This window comes from Streptomyces sp. NPDC031132 (assembly GCF_055570595.1).
This window is the reverse complement of record NZ_JBVIGX010000062.1, coordinates 1-21177: the sequence shown is the minus strand read 5'-3', so window position 1 is coordinate 21177 and position 21177 is coordinate 1. Positions and strand designations below refer to the sequence as shown.

The window sequence follows — 21177 nt, the reverse complement described above, 5'->3', positions numbered from 1 at the left end:
CTGCGGTGGCGGGGTCTTTTTTCGCCTCGTTTCCCCTCCCCCCCCCCCCCCCCCCCCCCCCCCCCCCCCCCCCCCCCCCCCCCCCCCCCCCCCCCCCAGGCCCTGCACCGCTCCCTGATCAAGCATCAGCATCGCAGAACTCAGACCACGCCGCCGTCGATCAGCGCGAGGACGTCCGTCGTCGGCCGCACATCGCCGAAGGACCGGTAGACCGTGTGGAGGGTGGCGTTGTGGTCCTGGTCGCGGCCGGTGGCGTTGGCATCGGCGACCATGACGACCCGGTAGCCGAGCGTCCAGGCATCGCGAGCGGAGGACTCGCAGCAGACGTTGGTGACCGTCCCGGTGATCAGAACCGTATCGATGCCGCGCTCCTCCAGCCGCTCGGGGAGCGGGCAGTGGCCGGGGAAGAAGGCGCTGGGCGCGGTCTTCTCCACCAGCACGTCGTCGGCGCCGACGGTGAGGCCGTGCCACAAGCGTTCGGGGAGCGGGCCGCTGCCGCCGGCGGTGCGGAACATCTCGGCCGCCTCGGGGCCGTGGAACTCGTCGCCGACCCGGGTGCGCTCGGTACGGCCGGGCAGTACCCAGGCGACCGTTCCGCCGGCGGTGCGCAGTCGGCCGGCCAGGCGCCGGATGTTCGGGACGATGCCGCGGCAGTACGGGTTGGGGTCGACGAAGAACGGCACCATGTCGACGACCACCAGCGCGGTGCGGGCGGGATCGAGGCTGGTGTACGCGAATCGGCGGCCCCGGCGCTCCTCTTGGCGCCGGTACTCGCGGTCGTCGATGTGCCAGGCGTGCGGGGACGGTTCGTTGTCGGGCACGGTGGTGCTCCTGTCCGGAACTCGGTGTCGCCAAACGGGACTGCATCCGCCGCGCGGGTGGCGCGCGCTCCCGCAGGGCGCTGCTGCGCATCTGAGTACGCGTACTCAGGTGCGCGGCGCCGAGCTGTTGGACGCTGTCCACTCCATGACGGGCCATCAAGGAGCAGGCGTGATTCGTGCGAAGAAGACGGTAACCCTGGTGATGCTGGCGGCAGTCGGGGCGGTGGGCCTCGGGGCGGCCGTGCCCGCGTCCGCGGCGGACGGGGGGATGCTCCCGCACCCCGGGCCCGACGGGCTGGTGTGGGTCGAGGAGTTCCGGGGCGACGGCGGCGTCGCCTCGGGCGGTGCCTCGGAGGGCTTGCCGACCATCCTCACGGTGGCTTGTGACGGAGGCGGCAACGTGCGGGTGACGATGGAATCGCAGGGGGCGACCGTGGCCGCGTTCGACGTGGAGTGCCCGGTCGGCAGCGCCGGAGTCGGCTCGGCCGGCATGGACGCGGGCGTCGTGCGGCGGGGCAGCTTCACGGTCGGTGTCGACGCGTCGACGCAGACCACTCGCTGGTCGCTGACGGTGACACAGCCGGAGTAGCGGCAGCCCGCCGGGCCGGGGCCCCGCAACACGGCCCCGGCCCGACTCCCGCACCCGTGCGCTACTCAGCCGACGTGCTGGGCTGCTCCGTGAGTCCAGCGGGCGCCGGTGTGGGCGAGGGCGGCGGCGAGGGGCGGTGAGCTGTGTGGCGATCAGGCGGTTGGGGGCCAGGCGGTCGTTGCGATCCGCAACCATGCGATCGAGTATTCGACGGCCCTGTGGACGGACACCCTGCAGTCCCCGGCCGAGGGGGCGGCCTGGCTCGCCGCCCAGCTGGCGCGCGGCTCGGCGTTCGTGGCCGAGGTGGAGGGCGGGACGGCCGGGTTCGCGGTCTACGGTCCGTGGCGGGAGAAGGACGGGTAAGCCACACCGTGGAGGACTCGGTCTACGTCCGCGACGGCATGCACGGGCTCGGCATCGGCTCCGCGCTGTTGGCCGAACTCATCGCCTCGGCCCGCGAGGCCGGCCACCACGTCGTCGTCGCCGGCACCGAGGCCGAGAACACCGCGTCCATCCGGCTGCACGAACGGTTCGGGTTCCGCCACGCCGGCACCGTGCCGGAGGTCGGCACCCAGTTCGGCCGATGGCTCGACCTGACCCTCATGCAGCTGCCCCTGACCTGAGGGGCGGTTGCTCCTCGACGGTGGCCTTCTCCCCGAGGGTCCGCGCGCGCAGGGGAACGAACGGCCGGCGCCTTCCACCGTTCGTTCCCCGCTCGCCCCCCGTCCGTACGCCGTGCGCGCGTACGGGACGGTCCCGCTCAGTCGACGCCGAGCAGGCGCCGGCGGTCGTCGGGACGGGATGCGAATTCCGCACAGGCCGCTCGGTGGACGATGCGCCCCTTCTGCATGACCGCGACGTCCTGGGCCACGGAGAAGGCGAGTCCCAGGTTCTGCTCGACGAGGACGACCGACATGCCCTGCGCGCCCACCTCGCGGATCACCTCACCGACCTGGGCGACGATCGCGGGCGCGAGGCCGTCCGACGGCTCGTCGAGCAGCAGCAGGCGCGGGTTTCCCAGCAGCGCCCTGGCGATCGCGAGCATCTGCTGTTCCCCGCCGGAGAGTTCGTCGCCCCGGTGCCCGAGCCGCTCCCCCAGCCGCGGCAGCAGGTCGAGGACGCGGGCCCTCGTCCACGGGCCGGTCGCCGGACGCCGCGAGGCGATCGTCAGGTGCTCGGCCACGGTCAGCGGCGCGAACACCCGGCGCCCCTGCGGGACGACTCCGACCCCGGCTCGGGCGATGACGTCGACGCGGGCTCCGGCGATCTCCCGGCCGTCGAGGGTGACGCTGCCCCCGTACGGACGGACGAGCCCCATGACGGTCGAGATGAGGGTGGTCTTCCCGACCCCGTTGCGCCCGAGGACGGCGACGATCCCGCCCGCGTCGAGATCCAGCTCGACACCGCCGAGGACGACGCCCCCGGCGTAACCGGAGCGCAGCTCACGCACGCTGAAGAACGGCTTCACGAGGAGACCTCCACGGTGCCGAGGTAGGCGGTCTGGACTTCGGCGGAGGCCCGTACCTCGTCCGGGGTGCCGGTCATCAGGTGTCTGCCGAGGTGCATGACGGTGACCGTGTCGGCGAGCTCGAAGACCATGTCGAGGTCGTGCTCGACGAAGAGTACGGTCACCTCGCCGGGCAGCGCGGCGATCAGTTCCGTGAGCCGCGCGGTCTCCGCGGGAGACATGCCGGCGGCCGGCTCGTCCAGGAGCAGCAGCCGGGGTTCGGTGGCCAGTGCGACGGCGACCTCCAGCTGCCGCCGCTCGCCGTGCGAGAGCTCGGCCGCCGCGACCTCGTGCCGGGTGGGCAGGCCCACCCGCTCGAGCAGCGCGTGCGCCTGCGCGAGCTCCTTCGGCCGGGCGCCGACCTTCCGCAGGCCCCCGAGGCCTCCCCCGGCCCGGCGCAACACGGCGAGCAGGACGTTCTCCAGTACGGACTCGCGCAGGAAGAGACTGGAGTGCTGGAACGTCGCTGCGACGCCGAGCCCGACCCGGCGGTGCACGGGCAGCCGGGTCACGTCCTTCCCGTCGACGATGACGGATCCGGCGGTGACGGGCAGCGTGCCGGAGATCAGGCCGAACAGCGTCGACTTGCCCGCACCGTTCGGGCCGATGATCGCGTGCCGCGCCCCTGCCCCCACGGTGAGGGAGACCTCGTCCAGGGCCCGGAAGGACCCGAAGTGCCGCGACACCTCCCGTAGTTCGAGGAGCGAGTGGCTCTGGTCGTGGTCTTTCACGTCGTTCTCTTCCGGGTCGGCTTGAGCGGCAGCCGTACGCCGGCCAGCCCGCGGGGCAGCGTGTAGACGGCCACGACGAAGAGCACCCCGAGCAGCAACGGGCCACGCCCGGAGATGGCTTCGAGGTTTCCGAGGTAGTCGCGGGTGAGCCAGACGAGTGCGGCGCCTGCGCAGGCTCCCCCCATCGATCCGGAGCCTCCGATGACGACGGCCAGCAGGGCCAGGGCGGCGATCTCGAAGCCGGCGTCGCCGGGCGAGACGAACCGCTGCACCGAGACCCACAGGGCTCCGGCGGCGCCGGCCAGCGCCCCGGCTCCGCAGTAGACGGTCAGGGCGTAGCGCCGCGTCGGATAGCCGATCGCCCTCATCCGTGGCTCGTTGTCACGGATGCCGCGCAGGGCGAGGGCGAACGGGGTCGATCCCAGGCGGGAGACGGCCGCGAAGAGCAGCAGGAACACGGCCAGTACGTAGAAGTAGACGAGGCCGTCCAGCGCCAGCGCGGGCATGCCGGGCAGCGGTACGACGGGCGGGATGCCCGATACGCCGTCGGTCCCGTTCGTCAGCGACTTCCAGTTGACGGCGGCGCTGTACGCGATCTCGCCGATGGCCAGTGTCAGCATCAGGAAGACCACGCCCCGGGCTCTCACCGCCAGCCACCCGGTCGGCACCGCCACCAGCGCGGCGACGCCCGCGGCGATGAGGAGTTGCAGGATTCCGATGTCGGTGAGGCGCGTCGCCACGATGGCGGCCGTGTAGGCACCGACCCCGAAGTACGCCGACTGGCCGAGGGTGGGCAGTCCGGTCAGGCCGGTGAGCAGGTTCACGCTGAGGGCGAGCAGCCCGAACACCAGGATCCGCGACAGGGTGCCGACGGCGTAGGGGCCGAGGACGAAGGGGGCCAGGGCGAGTGCGACGACGACGGCGGTCACGGACAGCCGCCGCACACCCGCCGGGGCAGCCGGGTGCGGGCTCATGTGCGCACCGCCGACGGGACCAGGCCGTTCGGGCGGACGACGAGCACGAGCAGCATCGCGCCGAAGAGGAGGAAGGGAGCGTACTCGGGGAGCAGCGCCACCCCGAGGGTCTGCACCTGCCCGATGAGGAGCGCTCCGGCAAGCGCTCCTCGTACGGATCCGAGGCCGCCCACGACCACGACGACGAGCGAGAGGACGAGCACGGTCTCGTCGACGCCCGGACCGGGGCCCAGGATCGGCGCCCCGAGGACACCGCCGACCACCGCCAGGGCCGCGCCGGAGGCGAAGACCCCGTAGAGCACCTTGCGGACGTCGACCCCCAGCGCGCGCACCATGTCCCGGTCCGCGACGGCGGCCCGTACGAGCGCTCCGAGCGAGCTGCGTTCGAAGACGAGGTGGACGAGGAGCGCGAGGGCTGCCGCGACGCCGATGAACACCAGCCGGTAGACCGGATAGGCATGGCCGACGAGGTCCACCGTCCCGCGCAGCGCCGTCGGCGGGTCCGTGGGCAGCACCTCGCCGCCGAAGGCCGCGGCGAGGAGGTCGGCGACGATGAAGGTGATGCCGAGCGTCAGCACGGCCTGGTCCAGGTGCCCGCGTCGCGCCAGCGGCCGGGTGAGGAACGTCAGTGCGGCCCCGCCCACGCCGCCCACCAGGGCCCCGGCCGCCAGCGCGAGGACCAGGCCCCACAGGCTCCCGTCGGACAGCGCGTAGGCGACGTACGCCCCGGCGAGGTAGAGCGTGCCGTGGGCCAGGTTCAGCACGTCCATCATGCCGAAGACCAGGGAGAGTCCGACCGCGATCGTGAACAGCAGCAGACCGAAGGCCACCCCGTCAACAGCGCTGACGACGCTGGCGAGGTTCGCGTTCAACCATCCGGTCATGTCAGCCGCCCAGCCGGCCGAGCTCGGACGTGGCCGTGTTGGCCCCGTGCTTGACCTCGCGCAGGTACCACGGCTGGACGGGCGTACCACCGCTGTTGAACTGCCAGGTACCGCGCGGGCTGTCGATGTCCCCCACCTTGGCGATGGCGGCGTTGACCGATTCCGGGGTCACGGTGCCACCCGCCGCCTTGATCGCTTTGTCGAGCACCTGTGCCGCGTCCCACGACGCCATCGCGTAGGTGGTCGCGGGCGCGCCGTAGGCGGACTGGTAGGCGGGCGCGAACTGCTTGTTGGCCGTGTTGTCCAGGTCCGCGCTGTAGTTCAGCGCGGTGAGGATGCCGTCGGCCGCCTCTCCCTGGCCCTTCAGCACGCCGCCCTCGGTGAGGAAGCCGGGCGCGTAGAGCGGGATCTTGCCGGCCAGCCCGAAGTCCCGGTACTGCTTGACGAAGTCGACGGCCGCGCCGCCCGCGTAGAAGCAGAAGACCGCCTTCGCGCCGGAGTTCTGGATCTGCGCGAGGTACGGCTGGAAGTTCTTCGTCCCCGGGAACGGGGTGTAGACCTCCTGCCCCGCGAGCTTGCCCCCGGCCGGGAGGAAGGTGGACTTGAATCCCTCCACCTCGTCCTTGCCCGCCTGGTAGCCCGCGGCGATCAGGAAGACGGGACCGCCGGCCTTCTCGGCGACGTACTTGCCCAGCGCCTTGCCCGGCTCGTCGTTGACGTACGACGTGCGCCAGATGTACTCGGTCCCGGTCAGCGTCGTCGGCGAGGCGTTCGAGCCGACGAGCGGAATCTTGTTGGTCTCGAAGAGGTCCTTGACCCCGTTGACGGTGGCAGAGCTGACCACGCCGCTCACCGCCAGCACCCGGTCCTGCTTGACGAGCTTCTCCGCCGCCGCCTTGCCGGAGTCGGCCGTTTCCCCCTCGTCCGCGATGACGATCTGCACTTCTCGGCCGCCGAGTCTGCCGCCGTGCTGCTTGACGTAGAGCTCGAAGCCCTGCTTCATGTCGTCGCCGAGCGCCTTGTACGTGCCGGACTGCGGGACGAGGAGCCCGATCTTCACGGGCCCGCCCTGCTCGTCGCCGTCGCCGGTCCCGAGGCTGGCGCCACCGCATGCGGTGGTCAGCAAGAGGCCCGTCGTGACGGCGATCAGACCAACGGGACGAAACCGACCTGCCATGGAGACTCCGTACGTTGTGTGCCCGGCCCTGCGGACCGGGGTGTTGCCGATGGGGTGCCGTGGAGGGTGACACGTGTCTATCGCGCCATTGAGACGGCCGTCAATAGTTCGCGAGATATTGAGCAACAAGACCCCCCGCCTCTTGACCCCGATCGCGTACATGTCGTAACACTTGCGGTCGTCAAATGTCCGCCATATCGCTGCGGCGGCGGGCCCGTGATCAGTCAGGGAGTGAAGCACCATGACCGACGATCCATCGCGACGCAAAGTCCTCAAGAACAGCACGGTGTTGGCCGGTGCCGCGCTGCTCTCCGGAATTCCGGCCGGCCACGCGGCGCAGGCCGCCCCGCGCGCGGACGAACCCTCCCCCGTCGTGGACGCTCCCGCGGGCCGGCTGCGCGGAGTCGTCGAGGGAGGGCTCGCCGTCTTCAAGGGCGTGCCCTACGCGGCGCCGCCGGTCGGCGCCCTGCGCTGGCGGCCGGCCCAGCCCCATCCCGGCTGGTCGGGAACGCGCGACGCGATCGCGTTCGGCCCCAGTGCGCCGCAGCTCTACCGGGAAGGGGGCGACCAGGTGCTCGGGACGCACGGCTGGCCCCCCTTCGACGAGGACTGCCTCACGCTCAACGTCTGGACCCCGCGGGCCGACAACGCCAAGCGGCCGGTGATGGTCTGGATCCACGGCGGCGGCTTCATCTCCGGATCCGGCTCACTGCCCGTCTACTCCGGCGAGACCTTCGCGCGCGACGGCGACCTCGTCGTGGTGACCATCAACTACCGGCTCGGGCCGCTCGGGTACCTCTACTTCGGCGAGGACGGCGCCGGGGGGAACTTCTGGCTCACCGACCAGCTCGCCGCGCTGCGCTGGGTACGGGACAACGTCGCCGCGTTCGGCGGGGACCCGGACGACATCACGCTCGCCGGCCAGTCCGGTGGCGCGTTCTCGGTCGCGGCGCTGGCCGGCGCCCGGCCCCAGGGCCGCCCGCTCTTCCGGCGCGCCATCCTCCAGAGCCCGCCGCTCGGGCTGCAGATCCCCACGCGTACGGAGTCGTTGCAGCGCAGCGCCACCTTCCTCGACATCCTCGGGGCCGAGGACGTGGCGCAGCTGCGGACCCTGCCCTGGCAGCAGCTGATGGGCGCCACCGTCGAGATGTTCAAGCGCACCGGGCGATGGGGGTACTGGTCGACGCCGTACCTGCCGGTGCTCGACGAGGTGACGCTGGACCGGCATCCTTCCGACCTGCTGCTCAGCGGTCCCGGGGCGGACATCGACATCCTGATCGGCTGTACCAGGGAGGAGGCCAACTTCGCCTTCGGGCTCGACCCGACGTACGCCGCCGCAACCAAGGACCAGGTGCTCGCCCGGGCCCGGGACACCTTCGGGAACCGGGCTGCCGAGGCGTACGGTGCGTACGAGGAAGCCCGGCCGGGCGCCCGTCCGGTGGACGTACTCATGGACTTGATCAGCGACGACCTGTTCCGCATGCCCGGCCTGGCGCTCGCCGAGCGGCGGGCGGCGGCCCGCAAGCGTCCGGTGTGGGCGTACCAGTTCGACCTCCCGACGCCCGCGCACGGCGGCCGGCTGGCGGCGGCGCACTGCCTGGAACTGCCCTTCGTCTTCGACAACTTCGACAAGTGGTCGCAAGCGCCCTTCCTGACGGGGCTCGACCCGCGCATCCGTGAGGGTCTCGCCTCGACCCTGCACGCGGCATGGATCTCCTTCATCCGCACCGGCGACCCGAACCACCCGGCCATGCCGAACTGGCAGCGCTACGAACGGGACTCCCGCACCACGATGAGCCTGGACACGGTCACCACCGCCACGAACGACCTCGCCGGATACTGGCGGCGCCTGCGCCGGCCGACGTCGCCCTGACCGGTCGGCCCGGCCCTGCCACGGGGCCGGGCCGTACCCCCAGCACTCCGGAGCACACGTGTCCGCGCCACCCCGACCCATGGCACTGCCCTTCTCGTGGGCCGACCAGGAACGCCACCTCGTCGGCCACCTCTCGGCCCTGATCCGCCTGGACACCTCGAACCCGCCCGGGAACGAGATCGCCGTCGCCCGCTACCTCTCCCGCGAGCTGTCCCGCTCCGGCATCCGGCACTCCGTCCTGGAGTCCGAGCCCGGACGGGCCAACCTCGTCGCCCGGCTGCCCGGGTCGGGACGGGAACCGCCGCTCATGCTGCTGGGCCACGCCGACGTCGTCGGCGCCCCTCCCGAGGCGTGGAGCCGTCCGCCGTTCTCGGGCGAGGTGGCCGAGGGCTGCGTGTGGGGTCGCGGGGCACTCGACATGAAGGGGCAGATCGCCGCGAGCCTGCTGATCATGCAGCTCCTCGCCGGGCACCGGACACCGCTGCGCCGCGACGTACTGCTGGTGGTCACCGCCGACGAGGAGGCCGGCAGCCGGCGGGGAGCGTACTGGCTGTGGGAGAACCACCGCCGCCTCGTCGAGGCCGAGTTCGCGTTCAACGAAGGCGGCGGCCAGCGCTTCACCACTCCCGGCGGCCCCCTCTACACCGTCCAGGTGGCCGAGAAGGGCAACGCCCGGATGCGGGTCACCGCGCGCGGGCCCGGTGGCCACGCCTCCGTCCCGCGCTCGGAGTCGGCGCTCTTCACGCTCGCCGAGGCACTGCTGCGGCTGCGGGCGTACGCCCCCGAGACGGTGGTACTCCCGGCCGCGCACCGGATGCTGCGCACACTGGCGGACCTGCACCCGGGCGCGGGCGCGCAGGCCATCGAGCGGCTGCTGAGGAAACCGAGCTGGGCCCGGGCGAACAGCCTGCCCATTGATCCCGTCCTGCGGGATTTCGTCGTGGCCGGGCTGCACAACACCGCCACCCCCACCATGCTGTCCGCGGGGCAGCGGCAGAACGTGGTGCCCGTCGAGGCGAGCGTGGTGCTGGACGGACGTCTGCTGCCCGGCGAGCTGCCCGATCGGTGGGCGGAGGAGGTCCAGCGGGCTGTCGGCGACCAGGTGGAGGTAGCGCTGGTGCACGGGAGGGTGAGCCACCTCGTCCATGACGACCCGGAGATCCTGCGGGTGCTGGGCGCCACCGTGGCCGCCCACGAGCCGGGGGCGCGGGTCCTGCCGTACATCAATCCGGCCGCCACGGACGCCCGCGCCTTCCCCGAAACGAAGGTGATCGGGTTCTTTCCCTCGGCGAGCGACGCCGACATCATGCGGCTCATCCACGCGCCTGACGAGCACGCCCGGATCAGCGATCTGATGTTCGGCGGGCGATGCCTGCTCGACGCGGTCCTCAGACTCTCCATGTAGCAGGGTGCCACCCGCGGGTGTCGCAGGTGTCGTCATCGAAACCTCGTCCGGCACTCCGGGCTCTGACGAAGCACCAGACGACGCAGAACCGGGGCGACCGACCCGAACCGCGCCTTCCGCAACACCCGTCAGGGGCGCTCGAAGAGCTGGAGGACTCCCCCGGCCGAGAAGCAGAGCGCCCCTGTCAGAGTCCCCCAGTTGGCGATGTCCTCGTTCACCGGGCTTCCGGTCGCGGGACGGGTGAAGGCCGCCAGAGCCGAGATGAGGAACAGGACGGATCCGAGCTGATTGATCGCGACGATCCACCAGCTGAGGTCACGGGTGCGCACGCCCGGCCGGCCATGGCAGACCTCGAGAAGTGCGAGGTGCCCCGAGACGAGGAAGAGGATGCAGCCGACCATGTCAGGGGCCCAGACCAGTCTGTTCACCTGCTGGACCGAGAGCCCCTGCAACAGGGAACTCAGCAGGTTGATGCCGAACACGAGGGTGCCGACGAACAGCACGAAGGTACTGAGCCAGTCGATCCGGTAGGGCTCGTAGCTCCACCAGGCCCAGGCTCGCGTGGCCAGCGAGCCCGCTCCGGCCTCCGGGCGCGGAGCGTTGATCGCCTGGAGCAGCGAGGCGTAGCCGCCGGTGTTGAAGAACAGGCCGCCGGCGAAGTAGATCCAGGCGCCCGTTGCGTTGCTCGAGCCGAACTGGGCGACCCAGGCGCCGAGGGCGAAGAGGGCCCCGCCGACGGTGAACGCAAGCGCGGCGACGGCATTCAGCCTGCGCAGCCGACCGACAGACGCACCGTCGGAGATTCGGTTGCGCGACTCGGGCTCGCCCGCAGCGCTTACGGTGATCAGGCCGCGCTTGCGTGCCACGCGGGACTCCCAGACCGCGGTGCCCCCCTCCACGGGGTGCCAGGTCAGCCGGGTTGTGAATGGTCCCGCTCCCCCGGAGCGCCCTTCGGTGTGGCTCACCCGCCGACCATAGCCTCCGCCATCCCCCGGTTCCCGGCGTGAACCTGCCCTCTCACTGCGTTGGTCGAACGTACGTCACTTGTTCAGGCAGTTCTGGCGGAACGACTCGTCGTAGGCGGTGTCGTAGCCGACCGCGTAGCCGTTCTGATAGGCGAGGATCAGCGTGTCGGGCTTCTGCTGCGGCACCAGCCGGGCGTGGGTGCGTGCGGTGACGCACGCCTTGCCCTCCTCGTTGCCCCAACCCTCCCCGGCGGCCTTGCCGGCGGCGAACATGCTGTCCGGGGTCTGCTGCTGCGGGGTCGTCGGGGTCTGCGGCTTGGTCGGGGGCTGCGGCTTGTTCACGGCGTCGCACGCGGCCCGGTTGGCGGCCGCGGACTTGGCGTACGCCTGGTTGTAGCCGTACGCGTAGCCCTCGGCCTTGCCCTGTACGAACGGTGTGGGGTTGGGCGGGGTCAGCGGCGGAAGGGTTTTCCGGCAGATGGGCGGCTTGCCGTCCCGGTTGCCGGAGCTGGAGCCCTGGAGGTACCCCTGCCGGCACCCTACGTGGTAGGGGTCCTGGCCCTGCTGCAGACCATGGCAGATCGACGGGGCGGTCACGGCGGCTGACGCAGCCGCCGGAGGCTGAGCGGCAGCGGGTACGACCGTCAGCAGCATCAGCGCGGGTGCGGACAGCAGTGCAAGCGGGGCGAGTGCCCGCCGTCGGAGGTGGCGGGTCATGGTCGTCCTCTCGGACGGGTGGTCCGGCCCGGACGATCGACCGGGCGAGCGGCCCACGGGCGGGCCCTGGCCCACCCGCAACGGAGGCCGGGAGCCTGTGGCGAGCGCAGGACGTACAGCTGGCTTCATTCTATTCGCCGACGCCGTCACCCGCCCGGCCTACGGACCGACCACCCCGGCCACACGCCGGCCCGGATCGGTGAGGTGGACGTTCACCGACATGGCAGGGCGGCCTAACCGTGCTGCTTGTCCTCCAACGCCTTCACCAACTGCGGCAGGTGGCCGCCTGCCACGACGAGGGCGAGGTGGTCGTGGAAGTCCCGGCTGCCGACGATCAGGCCGTCTCGGACCCGCAGTACCTGGATGTTGGCGGTGTCGAAGGTCCGTCCGCTCCCGCGGTGGTGAACCCGGTAGTCCCACTCGGCAACGACCACCTCCGGGTCATCGGTCTCCCGTACCACCACGTTCACCGGGGTCAGCTCCACGGGCGAACTCGCGCTGACCTCCGCGAACCGCGCTTCGAGCACGGCCCGGCCCTCGAACCGGCGCGGCCCGACCGGCTCGAAGACGGTCTCCACGACAGCGTCCTCTGCGTAGAGCTCGGCCAGCTCCGAGAAGCGCCCCGCGCCGATGCGCCCCAGCAACTTCTCGAAGACCTCTCGCGGTGACAGCGTTTTGGGCATGATCAACCTCCGGCGGGATCAGCCACTAGAATCGGACTAGCGGCTCCGTTTTCAACGATACGGACTGACGACTCCGGTTGTCCAGACGTTCTGTCGCCGCCGGCAGAGGAAGGCAGAAGAGAAATGACTGGCCCTCAGGAGCGCCCGCTGCGGGCGGACGCCGCCCGCAACCGGGCCAGGGTGCTCGATGCCGCCACCGAGGTGTTCACCACCCGCGGCGTCGGCGTGCCGACCGAGGAGATCGCCCGGGCTGCCGGGGTCGGTGTCGGCACGCTCTTCCGGCACTTCCCCACGAAGGAGGCGCTGCTCGAGGCGGTGATGGTGCGCAGGCTGGAGGAGATGTCGGCCATGACCGCGCAGCTGGCGGCCCAGGCCGATCCGGCCGAGGCGTTCTTCGCCTGCTTCCGCCTGGTGGTGGAACAGTCTGCGGGCAAGAACGAGTTCGCCCAGGCGCTCGCCGCGGCCGGGGTGGACGTGCACGCATCCCTGCACGAGCCGACCAAGGAGATCCAGACCCGGCTGGCCGGCCTGCTGTCCGATGCCCAGCAGGCCGGGGTGGTCCGCCCGGAGCTGCGCCTGCCGGAGCTGCTCGCCCTGCTCGTCGGTACCGGCGCGATGCTGGAGCAGCTCGGCGCGGACCCGGCGGCCCGGGAGCGGATCTTCGAGGTGGTCTTCGACGGGCTGCGGCCGCGCTGACCGCAATGTCGCCGGGGCGGCGCGGAACGGACCGCGGTCCGACCCGAGTTGGAGCGTCAGCCCGGGCCTTCTCCGGGTGCGTACACCCCTGGTCGTACGCCGAACGCCTCCCTCGGGGTGAGTAGGGGTCACCTCCTGGTGGTAAGGAGGAATCAACTCCTGGTGGGCCGACACCGGCGGCAGCCAGCGGCTACGTTGTCGCCCGTTCCGCAACACCCATGACGGAGGATCGCCGCATGCAGAGCCGTTTGGCTGATGACCCCCGCAAAAAACGAGTGGTGTGGGGGATATCCCTTGTCCTGATCGCGGTCACCGCGCTCCTCGGGGGCGCGCCCGGGACCGCCACGGCGACGACCCTCGCCGCCCCGCCCGTTCCCGTCCTGTCCTGGGGCCCCTGCGACGGCGCGGACGCCGACGACCCGGGCGACGGCTTCGAATGCGCGACCGCCCTGGTGCCGCTGGACCACCGCCGGCCCACGGGGCGTACGATCCCGCTCGCGGTCACCCGGCGGCTCGCCGCCGACCCTGCGCACCGCACCGGCGTCCTGCTGCTGCACCCCGGCGGGCCCGGCAACTCCGGTGTGGACTTCGCCCGTAACAGCTACGACGCGCTCCCCGCCTCGCTCCGCGACGCCTTCGACGTCGTCGGGTACGACATGCGCGGCGTGGCCCGCAGCGGGCAGGTGGAGTGTTGGAACGACGCGGAGTACTCCGCCGCCGTCGACGCCGCGCGCGGCGTACCCGGCCCGGGCGCTCTGCACACCGCCGTCCGGCAGGGCCTCGAGTTCGCACACGCCTGTCAGGAGCGCTCCGCAGACCTCGTGCCGTTCGTCGGTACCGGGTCGAACGCCAAGGACATCGACCTGCTGCGGCAGGCCCTCGGCGAGGAGACGCTCTCCTTCTACGGCCGTTCCTTCGGCAGTTACGTCGGCACCGTGTACGCCGCGCAGTTCCCGCGGCGCGTGCGCGCCATGGTCCTGGACGGGGCCTACGATCCGCGGCGCTACGCCGACGTGCCGTACGCGTATGACGCCGGGCAGTTCGTCGCCCTGGACGCGGCGGTCGGCCGGTTCCTGGACTGGTGCGCTCAGAACGCCACCGCCTGCGGGTTCGGCGAGGGCCGGCCGCGGCAGGCCTTCGAGGAACTCAAGCGGTCGCTGGACGCCGACCCCGTCATCACCGCGAGCGGACGCCCGGCCACCGGCTACACCCTCGCCTACCGGCTCATGTTCAACATCAACTCCGGCAAGGAGATCTGGCCCCACCTGGGACAGGCCCTGCGGGCGGCCCAGGCACACCAGGGTTCGTTCCTGCTGTCACCGCCCTCCCCCGCGTCCTTCGACTTCCTCAACGTCAACATGGCCGTCGAGTGCGCCGACCGCGTCTACCCGGCCGGCCGCCTGCTCCTGGGCACGCTGGTCAGCGCCCATGTCGCCGCCGCTCCGCTGCTGGGACCCCCCATCGGCCTCGGGCCGCCCACGTACGACCACAACCACGCGCCCACCTGCGCCCAGTGGCCGGCCGAGCGACCGAGCCGCTACGAGGGCTCCTACCGGGCCGCCGGTTCCGCCCCGATCCTGGTCCTCGGTACGACCGGGGACCCGGACACCCCGTACCAGGACGCCGTGGCCCTCGCCGGGACGCTGGACAGCGGACGGCTGCTGACCTTCGCCGCCGAAGGGCACACCGCCTACAACCGGAGCGCGTGCGTCAGCGCCCTGGTCACGGACTACCTCGCCACCAAGGCGCTGCCTGCACGCGGCACCGTATGTGCGGACGAGACGCCCCCGGAATCGCTCGCCCGCCGCACCACGGGCATCGAGGTCGACGAAACGCGCGATGTGATCCCCGCCCTGCGCTGAGCACGTCGGAGACTGGTCGGGACGGGTGTGGAGGCGGTGGTGGCGGAGATGGCTGCGCGGTATGTCACGGACCTGATCGGTGCGTTGGAACGGAACGCGGGGCGGCTCGCGATCGGGGCCGGGCCCGTGGTCGCGGGCTTTTCCGAGGTGCTGGCCGATACGTACCGGCTGGCGGGCGTCCTCGGGGAGCTGGGGGTGCGGCGCGGGGCCGGGTTGGCCTGCGTGAGCGGCAACCGGCCGGAGGCGCTTCTGGTCCGGTTGGCCGCGCACGTATTGGGCGCGCGGTTGACCCAGGTGATCGTCGGTCCCGCCACCCATGGCCTGGACTTCCTGCTGCGGGACTGCGCGCCGGTCGTGGTGGTGAACGACACCCCGGTGCCGGACACCGGGGTTCCGCGCATCGGGATGGAGGCGTTGATGCGGCTGGCCCGCTCCCGGGAAGTCCGGCCGGTGCCCCTTCTGGCGCGTGAGGACGACGTGGCGCGTGTGACGTACACCGGCGGCACGACGGGCAGGCCCAAGGGCGTGGCCTCCACCTTCGCCGCGATGGCGGGCCGGACCGATACGCGCGGCAAGGGCGGCGAGGACCGCGGACCTGCGGAGTCGGTCCACCTGTCGGTCACCTCGCTCGCGCAGCGTTCCGGGGGCCGGTGCCTGGAGCACCTGCGTGCGGGAGGCCGGGTGGAGATCCTCGGACTCTTCGACCCGAGGGAGTTCGCCGCCGCCTGTCGGCGCCTGGCGCCCGTGTCCACGTACCTGACGCCCTCGATGGTGTACCGGCTGCTCGACGACCCGGAGACCGCCGACGGCGTACCGGGGCTCGCCCAGGTGTCGTACGGGAACTCGCCCGTCCATCCGGAGCGGCTGCGCCAGGCCCTCACCCGCTGGGATGCGCGGCCGAGGTGGCGGCAGGGCTACGGGATGAACGAAGCCGGGGTGGTCTGCAGGCTGTCGGCGGCCGACCACGACGCGGGGCTGGCCGACCGGCCGCACCTCCTGGCGTCCGTCGGCCGTCCCGCGCCCGGTGTGGACGTACAGGTGCGCGAGCAGGACGGGGCAGAGGCGGAGCAAGGCCGTACCGGAGAGGTGTGGGTACGGTCCGAGATGATGATGGCCGGTTACTGGAACCAGCCCGACCTCACGGCCCAGGTGATGCGGGACGGATGGCTCAGGACCGGCGACCTCGGCCACTTCGACGCCGACGGGTACCTCTACCTCGACGACCGGGTCAAGGACGTCGTCATCGTGGACGGTGTGAACATCTACTGCGGTCCGGTCGAAACGGCCCTGACCCGGCACCCCGCGGTGGCCGAGGCCGCGGTGGTGGGCCGGGCCAGCGATCTCACCGGCGAGGAGGTGTGCGCCTTCCTCGTGGCGGCGCCGGGTCACCCTCCCGCGAGGGCGGTGGCCGCCGAGGCGTGCCGGCTGGCGGCCGATGCGCTGTCACCGGCCCACCGGCCGACCACCGTCTTCTGGGAGTCGGCCCTTCCCCTCACCGACCGGGGCAAGCCGGACAAGCGCCTGCTGCGGAAGCGGGCTGCCGGATCGAGCCCTGCACCCGCCACGCCGTAGCCCCGGCCGACGACCGCGGCTCAGGAACCGGCGGCGCGGAGGGAGCCGGTGCTGGAGCCGCTGGTGTCGCCGATGAAGCAGGTGACCTCTCGGTCGCCGCGGATCCAAGTGGTGGGCTGCGGAAAGTAGTAGTACACCTCGAGCGTCTCCGAGAGCTTCGCATCGGCGCCCACGTAGCCGGTGAGTGCCGGGCCGGCGCACTTCTCCTCGGCGATCGAGATGACCTTGTCCTTGCCCGGGTAGGATCCGCCGTCCAGGTCGAAGACGCTGTACGCCTCCCCCTCGTGAGGTTCGGCGCACGGCACGATCTTCACCGAGAAGCCGGCGCTGGCGTCACCGCCCTCTTCTTCGTCGTACTCCGCCAGTTTGCCGCCCGTGTTGAAGCAGTCCCCCTTGCGGATGTCCTCCACGTGGACCGAGCCCGAGGTGGTGGCCTGACCGCTGGTGTCGCGCTTCGGCGGGGGGCCGTCGTCCAGGGCTCCGGAGAATCCGAGGACCAGCATGACCGCGGAGAACGCGAGGGCCAGGCTGTGGATGACGATGGCCGCGATGGCGAAGCCCTTGCCCTTCTCGCCGCGGGCGCGGATCTGGGAGAGGGCGACGATGCCGAGGATCAGCGGGACCAGCGGGAACCCGCAGACGATCGACATGACGAAGGCCACGATCGCCAACGTGTTGGTCTTCTGCGACATCGGGGGCGGTGCGTACCAGCCTTGCTGGCCGCCGTACGGCCCGGGCTGCCCCGGCTGTCCGTACGGTCCCGACTGGGGGTACGGCTCGGGCGACGAGGGTGGCTGCGGCGGTATGGACATGCGTGTGGGTGCTCCTTGCACAGACGGTGAGAAGCAACCTACAGCCAGGACATGACAATGCCGGGCCGGGGGTCCGGTGCGCGCGGCACGTTCGCGCAGCGGTCAAAGGCTCGTGAAGAGGTCGTCGAGCGCGGCCGGTACCCGTCCGGGGTCGAGGGCCTCCACCAGGAGACGGCCGTAGCGGATCTTGCGGCCCTTCTTCGTGCCGAGGAAACGCCGCAACTGCTGCTCCCGGGGCCGGCCGTGGTGCGAGGGCTGGCGCAGGAACGTCTGCCAGGCACGCACGTCGCCCTCGGCCAGGATGATCTCCTCGACCCGCGCCGTACCCAGCGCGCGGATGAGCTCTTCCTCCAGGTCCGCCACGCACACGAAGAAGGCCGGGCCCGGCGCCTGGGCCTGGGCCTGGGCCTGTTGCAGTGCACGCTCGTAGTAGCGCTGCTCGCGCTCGTCGCACAGTCCCGTCAGGCGCAGGCCGAGACCGGGCGGACCGAGAAGGCCGGCGTAGCGCCCCACGCTCATCGCACCGCCCATCGACACGACGCCCACCCCTTCGGCGGCGAGGTCCCGGCCACGCCGTGCGGCCAGCGCCTCGACGGCCGCGAGGTCGCTCAGCCCTTCCAGCAGAACCGCCGTCCGCAGCCCCAGTTGCTCGGCCAGGTCACGCGCCGGTCCGCCGGGACCGCCGGACGCCCAGCGGCCGACTGCGTCCCGGAACGCCCCCATGTCCACCATGGACCAAGTCTGCACGTCCACCGACCGGCACGGCACGGAATATTCGCCCGGCGCCGGCCGGGGCCCGCGGAGGTTTGCGCCACCCGCTGCCGCCCCGCTGCCGTCCACGTACTGCAACGGAGGGAGGAACGCGAGGCGTGCGACGGCCCGGGCGGGTGCGGGCCGCATGCTGGCCTCTCGTACGGTCGCCGCGGCATCACCCGTTCGGCCCCTCGCCCGCTGTGCGGTCTTCGCACCGCCCGAACCTTCGGAGAACCATGGCCGAGCCCGCCGCCCCTCAGGCCACTGCCGCGACGCTGCTGCGCCGCCCGCAGTTGTGGCTGGTGCCCACGGTTCTCACCGGGCTGCTCGCCCTGCTGCTGTCCCTCCTGTACATGGGCGGCATCGTCAACCCCAATCGGGACCTGCGCGACCTGCCCATCGCCCTCGTCAACGACGACCTCGGCAAACCGCCGCCCGGACAGCAGGAGAACCTGGGCACACAGGTCACGACCGCCATCGCAGCCGACACCGGAGGCGGCAAGGCCGAGTGGCGCACGCTGACCCGTGCCCAGGCCCAGGACCAGCTGGACTCCGGCAAGGTCTACGGCGCCCTGATCGTCCCGGCCGGCTTCACGGACGACGTCACCGCCCTCACCACGCCGGGGGCGACCCGAGCGCCGACGATCACCGTGCTCACCAACCCCGGCAAGGGCAGCCTCGGCTCCTCCCTCGCCAGTCAGATCACGACCAGGGCCGCGCACCAGGCGTCCCAGACCATCGGCAGACAGCTCGCGGCGGCGGCCGGGGCGCAGGCGAGCCCCACCGGGAAGCTGCTGCTCGCGGACCCGGTGAACGTCGTCACCCAGGTCGGGCACCCGATCGGCCTGCACAGCGGCCTCGGCCTGACCGCGTTCTACTACACCCTGCTGCTCGTACTGGCCGGGTTCATGGGTGGCAACGTGATCAGCAACGGCGTCGACACCGCCCTCGGCTACGCGGACAACGAGATCGGGCCCTGGCACACCCGCCGCCCCACCGTGCCGATCACCCGTACGCAGACCCTGCTGTTGAAGATGGCGATGACCGCGGGCATCACGCTCGTCAGTGCCTCGCTGGTCCTCGTCGCCTGCGTCGGCATCCTCGGCATGGACGCGTCCCACCTGCCCCTGCTGTGGATCTACTCGTACTGCGCGGCCCTCGCCGTCGGCCTGGGCGTGCAGGCCATCAACGCCGCGTTCGGCGGGATCGGCCAACTGGTGTCGATGTTCCTGTTCATCGTCCTGGGCCTGCCTTCGTCGGGCGCCACCGTGCCGCTCCAGGCCGTCCCCGGCTTCTACCGTTTCCTGTCCCACTTCGAGCCCATGCGGCAGCTCAGCGACGGGGTGCGGGCGATCCTCTACTTCGACGCCCGCGGCGATGCGGGTCTCACCCGCTCATGGATCATGATCGCGATCGGCGCGGTCCTCGCCCTGCTCTTCGGCTTCGCCATGACCACGTACTACGACCGCAAGGGCCACAAGCGCCTTACCCCGCAGCCCGCCTGACCCCGTGGAACCAGTGCCGTTCACTTTCCCACGGTGTTCATCAGGACGATCGCCGTGAGGTTGGCGAGGATGACGGCGAGGATACCGATGATCATGGCCCAAGCCCTGCGCGATTCGTCCATGTTCACGTCCATGGGGCCACCTCCCGGCTGACGCGCGCGTCGCACGCGCGCGGATGCGGCCGCACGGACTCCGGCCTGCGTCTTCCATGATGGACCGGTTGCGCCGGGCGCACCCGTCAGGGGTGGCGGCGTCCGCCTCGAGGTGCGGATCGCCTCACGGTGTGGGGCGGGTGTCGTCCGGGCGGAGGGCGGTGCGGACGCCGGTGACGACCACGGTGATCAGGCAGAGGGCGATGATGGTCTCTGCCCACAGGAAGGCGAACCAGTCCAGCACGCAGCCGATCGGGGGTGTGCCGGGGGCTGTGTTGCGGAACGCCGCGAGGGCGAACAGGGTGGCGGCCATCCAGGCGAGGGCGGGCCAGACCAGGCCTTCGGTGCGGGTCGTCAGGTACCAGGTCCCGAGGAGCACGGACGCCGCCAGCGCCCACATCACGACCATCATGAAGCACGCGAAGACGAGCAGGCTGCCCGATCGGGACAGCTCCAGCGCCACGACGGCCTCCTGCCGGGAGGGCGCGGGTTCCGCGGAGAGGGAGAAGAGCGTGTCGTTGTTGGTGAGCAGCAAGCGCACCGGCACCTGTTTGCCACCCAGCTGCGCCCGGAACCCGATGTCGGTCTCGTACGTGTCGAACGGGTAGTCGCTGATCGACCCGCCCGAGAGCGCGACCTGCACGTCACTGGTCTCGAGCCGCTCGTGCGCCGGGAACTCCAGGTCGCCGAGGGTGGCCCCGGAGGTCTGGAGGCTGAGATCGGCCACCGGCGCGGCCCCCTCCGCCTCGCCGAGGGTCCCCCGCGGGGTGACCCAGACGCGCAGTACCAGCTCTCTGGCCGTGGCGTCGACGTGTTGGACGGCGGCCTCCACGTCCACCCGGTCGGCGGCTGAGGATCCGACGGTGTGGACCGTGTCGCCCGCCTGCCGCTCGGTGAACTGCAGCCACGAGCCCACGGCCACCGCCACCACGATCAGGACCGCGATGGGCAGCAGCACCGGCAGGATCGAACCCCCGGAGCGGCGGGGACGAGGCGGGTCCGACGGTGCGGCCATGGTGACTCCGGCGAGGTGGGAAAGTGAAGGGACTCGTCCGGCCCGACACCGGGAGCGGACCTCGCGCCGCCACGGGGCGCTCCGGCAATGCGTGCGGGTCGGGCCGTGCGGTGCGGCGCGCGTCCCATCGTGTCGGACGGGCAGGGAGTTACGGGTGGTGACCGCTCCGCGTGCACCCGAACGCGCTACCCGGTAGCGTCGAAAAGGCGCGTTCCGCCCCAACCGTTGCGGCCCGGTCCCGTCAGTGGCTGCTGCCGACGTCGGCAGAGGAACGAGAACACATGCCAAAGCACAGCATCCACGCGGTGACTGCCGCGGCCGCTCTGACCTGTCTGGCAGCGTTCGGCCCCACACCGGGCAGCGCCTCAGCAGCCTCCCGGGCCGCCGGGCCCCACCCCGCGGGCCCCCCGTTCTTGTTCGGCCCCTGTCCGAAAGACGCCGCACCCGCCGAAAGGCGTAGCAAGGCGCGGTGGGGGTTTTTGGG

21 protein-coding genes are annotated in these 21177 nt (G+C 71.7%); 9 read left to right on the top strand and 12 right to left on the bottom strand.

Features of this window, described 5'->3' with window-relative positions:
- Positions 1–140: 140 nt before the first annotated feature.
- Positions 141–821 (bottom strand): isochorismatase family protein, encoded by a 681-nt coding sequence (locus tag ACZ49B_RS37890; RefSeq protein ID WP_468315523.1) that lies wholly within the window; start codon positions 819–821, stop codon positions 141–143.
- A 169-nt stretch (positions 822–990) separates the two neighbouring features.
- Between ACZ49B_RS37890 and ACZ49B_RS37885 the strand changes: the two genes are divergently transcribed.
- The 3 genes from ACZ49B_RS37885 (at position 991) to ACZ49B_RS37875 (ending at position 2033) form a co-directional block, all read left to right on the top strand.
- Complete coding sequence (locus tag ACZ49B_RS37885) at positions 991–1410, top strand: hypothetical protein (protein WP_468315520.1); 420 nt, start codon at positions 991–993, stop codon at positions 1408–1410.
- 108 nt (positions 1411–1518) lie between these two features.
- Complete coding sequence (locus tag ACZ49B_RS37880; protein WP_468315517.1) at positions 1519–1773, top strand: GNAT family N-acetyltransferase; 255 nt, start codon at positions 1519–1521, stop codon at positions 1771–1773.
- A gap of 8 nt (positions 1774–1781) precedes the next feature.
- Positions 1782–2033, top strand: a complete 252-nt coding sequence (locus ACZ49B_RS37875; RefSeq protein WP_468315515.1) for a GNAT family N-acetyltransferase — start codon at positions 1782–1784, stop codon at positions 2031–2033.
- A 137-nt stretch (positions 2034–2170) separates the two neighbouring features.
- On the opposite strand, the gene ACZ49B_RS37870 is transcribed toward ACZ49B_RS37875, so the two are convergent.
- The 5 genes from ACZ49B_RS37870 to ACZ49B_RS37850 are packed head-to-tail and all read right to left on the bottom strand — an operon-like array spanning position 2171 to position 6683.
- On the bottom strand, positions 2171–2878 hold the full coding sequence (locus ACZ49B_RS37870; protein ID WP_468315512.1) for an ABC transporter ATP-binding protein: 708 nt from the start codon (positions 2876–2878) through the stop codon (positions 2171–2173).
- Positions 2875–3648 carry an ABC transporter ATP-binding protein gene (locus ACZ49B_RS37865; RefSeq protein ID WP_468315509.1) on the bottom strand — a complete coding sequence of 258 codons (774 nt, stop codon included), beginning with the start codon at positions 3646–3648 and terminating at the stop codon, positions 2875–2877. Before ACZ49B_RS37865 ends, ACZ49B_RS37870 begins: the two co-directional genes overlap by 4 nt.
- The gene (locus ACZ49B_RS37860; RefSeq protein ID WP_468315507.1) at positions 3645–4622 is read right to left on the bottom strand and encodes a branched-chain amino acid ABC transporter permease; all 978 of its coding nucleotides are present in this window, start codon (positions 4620–4622) and stop codon (positions 3645–3647) included. Before ACZ49B_RS37860 ends, ACZ49B_RS37865 begins: the two co-directional genes overlap by 4 nt.
- Positions 4619–5506 (bottom strand): branched-chain amino acid ABC transporter permease, encoded by an 888-nt coding sequence (locus ACZ49B_RS37855; protein ID WP_468315504.1) that lies wholly within the window; start codon positions 5504–5506, stop codon positions 4619–4621. Before ACZ49B_RS37855 ends, ACZ49B_RS37860 begins: the two co-directional genes overlap by 4 nt.
- 1 nt (position 5507) lies before the next feature.
- Positions 5508–6683 (bottom strand): ABC transporter substrate-binding protein, encoded by a 1176-nt coding sequence (locus ACZ49B_RS37850; protein ID WP_468315502.1) that lies wholly within the window; start codon positions 6681–6683, stop codon positions 5508–5510.
- Between the two features lie 241 nt (positions 6684–6924).
- Here ACZ49B_RS37850 and ACZ49B_RS37845 point away from each other — a divergent pair, with 241 nt between their 5' ends.
- Both ACZ49B_RS37845 and ACZ49B_RS37840 read left to right on the top strand, forming a co-directional pair.
- Entirely contained in the window at positions 6925–8556 is a 1632-nt protein-coding gene (locus tag ACZ49B_RS37845; protein ID WP_468315499.1) for a carboxylesterase/lipase family protein, read from the top strand.
- A gap of 79 nt (positions 8557–8635) precedes the next feature.
- Positions 8636–9961 (top strand): M20/M25/M40 family metallo-hydrolase, encoded by a 1326-nt coding sequence (locus ACZ49B_RS37840; RefSeq protein WP_468315496.1) that lies wholly within the window; start codon positions 8636–8638, stop codon positions 9959–9961.
- Between the two features lie 128 nt (positions 9962–10089).
- On the opposite strand, the gene ACZ49B_RS37835 is transcribed toward ACZ49B_RS37840, so the two are convergent.
- The 3 genes from ACZ49B_RS37835 to ACZ49B_RS37825 form a co-directional block, all read right to left on the bottom strand.
- On the bottom strand, positions 10090–10926 hold the full coding sequence (locus tag ACZ49B_RS37835; RefSeq protein ID WP_468315493.1) for a hypothetical protein: 837 nt from the start codon (positions 10924–10926) through the stop codon (positions 10090–10092).
- 75 nt (positions 10927–11001) lie between these two features.
- Positions 11002–11643 carry a hypothetical protein gene (locus ACZ49B_RS37830; protein ID WP_468315492.1) on the bottom strand — a complete coding sequence of 214 codons (642 nt, stop codon included), beginning with the start codon at positions 11641–11643 and terminating at the stop codon, positions 11002–11004.
- A 233-nt stretch (positions 11644–11876) separates the two neighbouring features.
- Entirely contained in the window at positions 11877–12326 is a 450-nt protein-coding gene (locus ACZ49B_RS37825; RefSeq protein ID WP_468315490.1) for a nuclear transport factor 2 family protein, read from the bottom strand.
- 123 nt (positions 12327–12449) lie between these two features.
- On the opposite strand from ACZ49B_RS37825, the gene ACZ49B_RS37820 reads away from it, so the two are divergent.
- From ACZ49B_RS37820 to ACZ49B_RS37810, 3 genes are all read left to right on the top strand, one after another.
- A complete protein-coding gene (locus tag ACZ49B_RS37820) occupies positions 12450–13022 on the top strand; it encodes a TetR/AcrR family transcriptional regulator (RefSeq protein WP_468315487.1) in 573 nt (190 codons plus the stop codon).
- A gap of 236 nt (positions 13023–13258) precedes the next feature.
- Positions 13259–14884, top strand: coding sequence for an alpha/beta hydrolase (locus ACZ49B_RS37815; RefSeq protein WP_468315485.1), 1626 nt, complete (start codon positions 13259–13261; stop codon positions 14882–14884).
- Positions 14885–14932: 48 nt separating this feature from the next.
- Complete coding sequence (locus ACZ49B_RS37810) at positions 14933–16456, top strand: class I adenylate-forming enzyme family protein (RefSeq protein ID WP_468315482.1); 1524 nt, start codon at positions 14933–14935, stop codon at positions 16454–16456.
- Between the two features lie 20 nt (positions 16457–16476).
- Here ACZ49B_RS37810 and ACZ49B_RS37805 read toward each other — a convergent pair whose 3' ends face one another.
- Positions 16477–17268 carry a DUF4190 domain-containing protein gene (locus ACZ49B_RS37805; RefSeq protein WP_468315479.1) on the bottom strand — a complete coding sequence of 264 codons (792 nt, stop codon included), beginning with the start codon at positions 17266–17268 and terminating at the stop codon, positions 16477–16479.
- Positions 17269–17370: 102 nt separating this feature from the next.
- Positions 17371–18000 (bottom strand): TOPRIM nucleotidyl transferase/hydrolase domain-containing protein, encoded by a 630-nt coding sequence (locus ACZ49B_RS37800; protein ID WP_468315477.1) that lies wholly within the window; start codon positions 17998–18000, stop codon positions 17371–17373.
- A gap of 257 nt (positions 18001–18257) precedes the next feature.
- On the opposite strand from ACZ49B_RS37800, the gene ACZ49B_RS37795 reads away from it, so the two are divergent.
- Positions 18258–19526: a YhgE/Pip domain-containing protein gene (locus ACZ49B_RS37795; RefSeq protein ID WP_468315474.1), complete on the top strand. Its 1269-nt coding sequence runs from the start codon at positions 18258–18260 to the stop codon at positions 19524–19526.
- A gap of 276 nt (positions 19527–19802) precedes the next feature.
- On the opposite strand, the gene ACZ49B_RS37790 is transcribed toward ACZ49B_RS37795, so the two are convergent.
- A complete protein-coding gene (locus tag ACZ49B_RS37790) occupies positions 19803–20693 on the bottom strand; it encodes a DUF4436 family protein (RefSeq protein WP_468315471.1) in 891 nt (296 codons plus the stop codon).
- Positions 20694–21177 lie beyond the last annotated feature (484 nt).

Excerpts from the sequence above, each read along its gene's own strand:
- ACZ49B_RS37860 (WP_468315507.1), bottom strand. The coding sequence starts at position 4,622 with ATGAGCCCGCACCCGGCTGCCCCGGCGGGTGTGCGGCGGCTGTCCGTG.
- ACZ49B_RS37855 (WP_468315504.1), bottom strand. The coding sequence starts at position 5,506 with ATGACCGGATGGTTGAACGCGAACCTCGCCAGCGTCGTCAGCGCTGTT.
- ACZ49B_RS37850 (WP_468315502.1), bottom strand. The coding sequence starts at position 6,683 with ATGGCAGGTCGGTTTCGTCCCGTTGGTCTGATCGCCGTCACGACGGGC.
- ACZ49B_RS37845 (WP_468315499.1), top strand. The coding sequence starts at position 6,925 with ATGACCGACGATCCATCGCGACGCAAAGTCCTCAAGAACAGCACGGTG.
- ACZ49B_RS37840 (WP_468315496.1), top strand. The coding sequence starts at position 8,636 with ATGGCACTGCCCTTCTCGTGGGCCGACCAGGAACGCCACCTCGTCGGC.
- ACZ49B_RS37830 (WP_468315492.1), bottom strand. The coding sequence starts at position 11,643 with ATGACCCGCCACCTCCGACGGCGGGCACTCGCCCCGCTTGCACTGCTG.
- ACZ49B_RS37825 (WP_468315490.1), bottom strand. The coding sequence starts at position 12,326 with ATGCCCAAAACGCTGTCACCGCGAGAGGTCTTCGAGAAGTTGCTGGGG.
- ACZ49B_RS37820 (WP_468315487.1), top strand. The coding sequence starts at position 12,450 with ATGACTGGCCCTCAGGAGCGCCCGCTGCGGGCGGACGCCGCCCGCAAC.
- ACZ49B_RS37815 (WP_468315485.1), top strand. The coding sequence starts at position 13,259 with ATGCAGAGCCGTTTGGCTGATGACCCCCGCAAAAAACGAGTGGTGTGG.
- ACZ49B_RS37810 (WP_468315482.1), top strand. The coding sequence starts at position 14,933 with ATGGCTGCGCGGTATGTCACGGACCTGATCGGTGCGTTGGAACGGAAC.
- ACZ49B_RS37805 (WP_468315479.1), bottom strand. The coding sequence starts at position 17,268 with ATGTCCATACCGCCGCAGCCACCCTCGTCGCCCGAGCCGTACCCCCAG.
- ACZ49B_RS37800 (WP_468315477.1), bottom strand. The coding sequence starts at position 18,000 with ATGGTGGACATGGGGGCGTTCCGGGACGCAGTCGGCCGCTGGGCGTCC.
- ACZ49B_RS37795 (WP_468315474.1), top strand. The coding sequence starts at position 18,258 with ATGGCCGAGCCCGCCGCCCCTCAGGCCACTGCCGCGACGCTGCTGCGC.
- ACZ49B_RS37790 (WP_468315471.1), bottom strand. The coding sequence starts at position 20,693 with ATGGCCGCACCGTCGGACCCGCCTCGTCCCCGCCGCTCCGGGGGTTCG.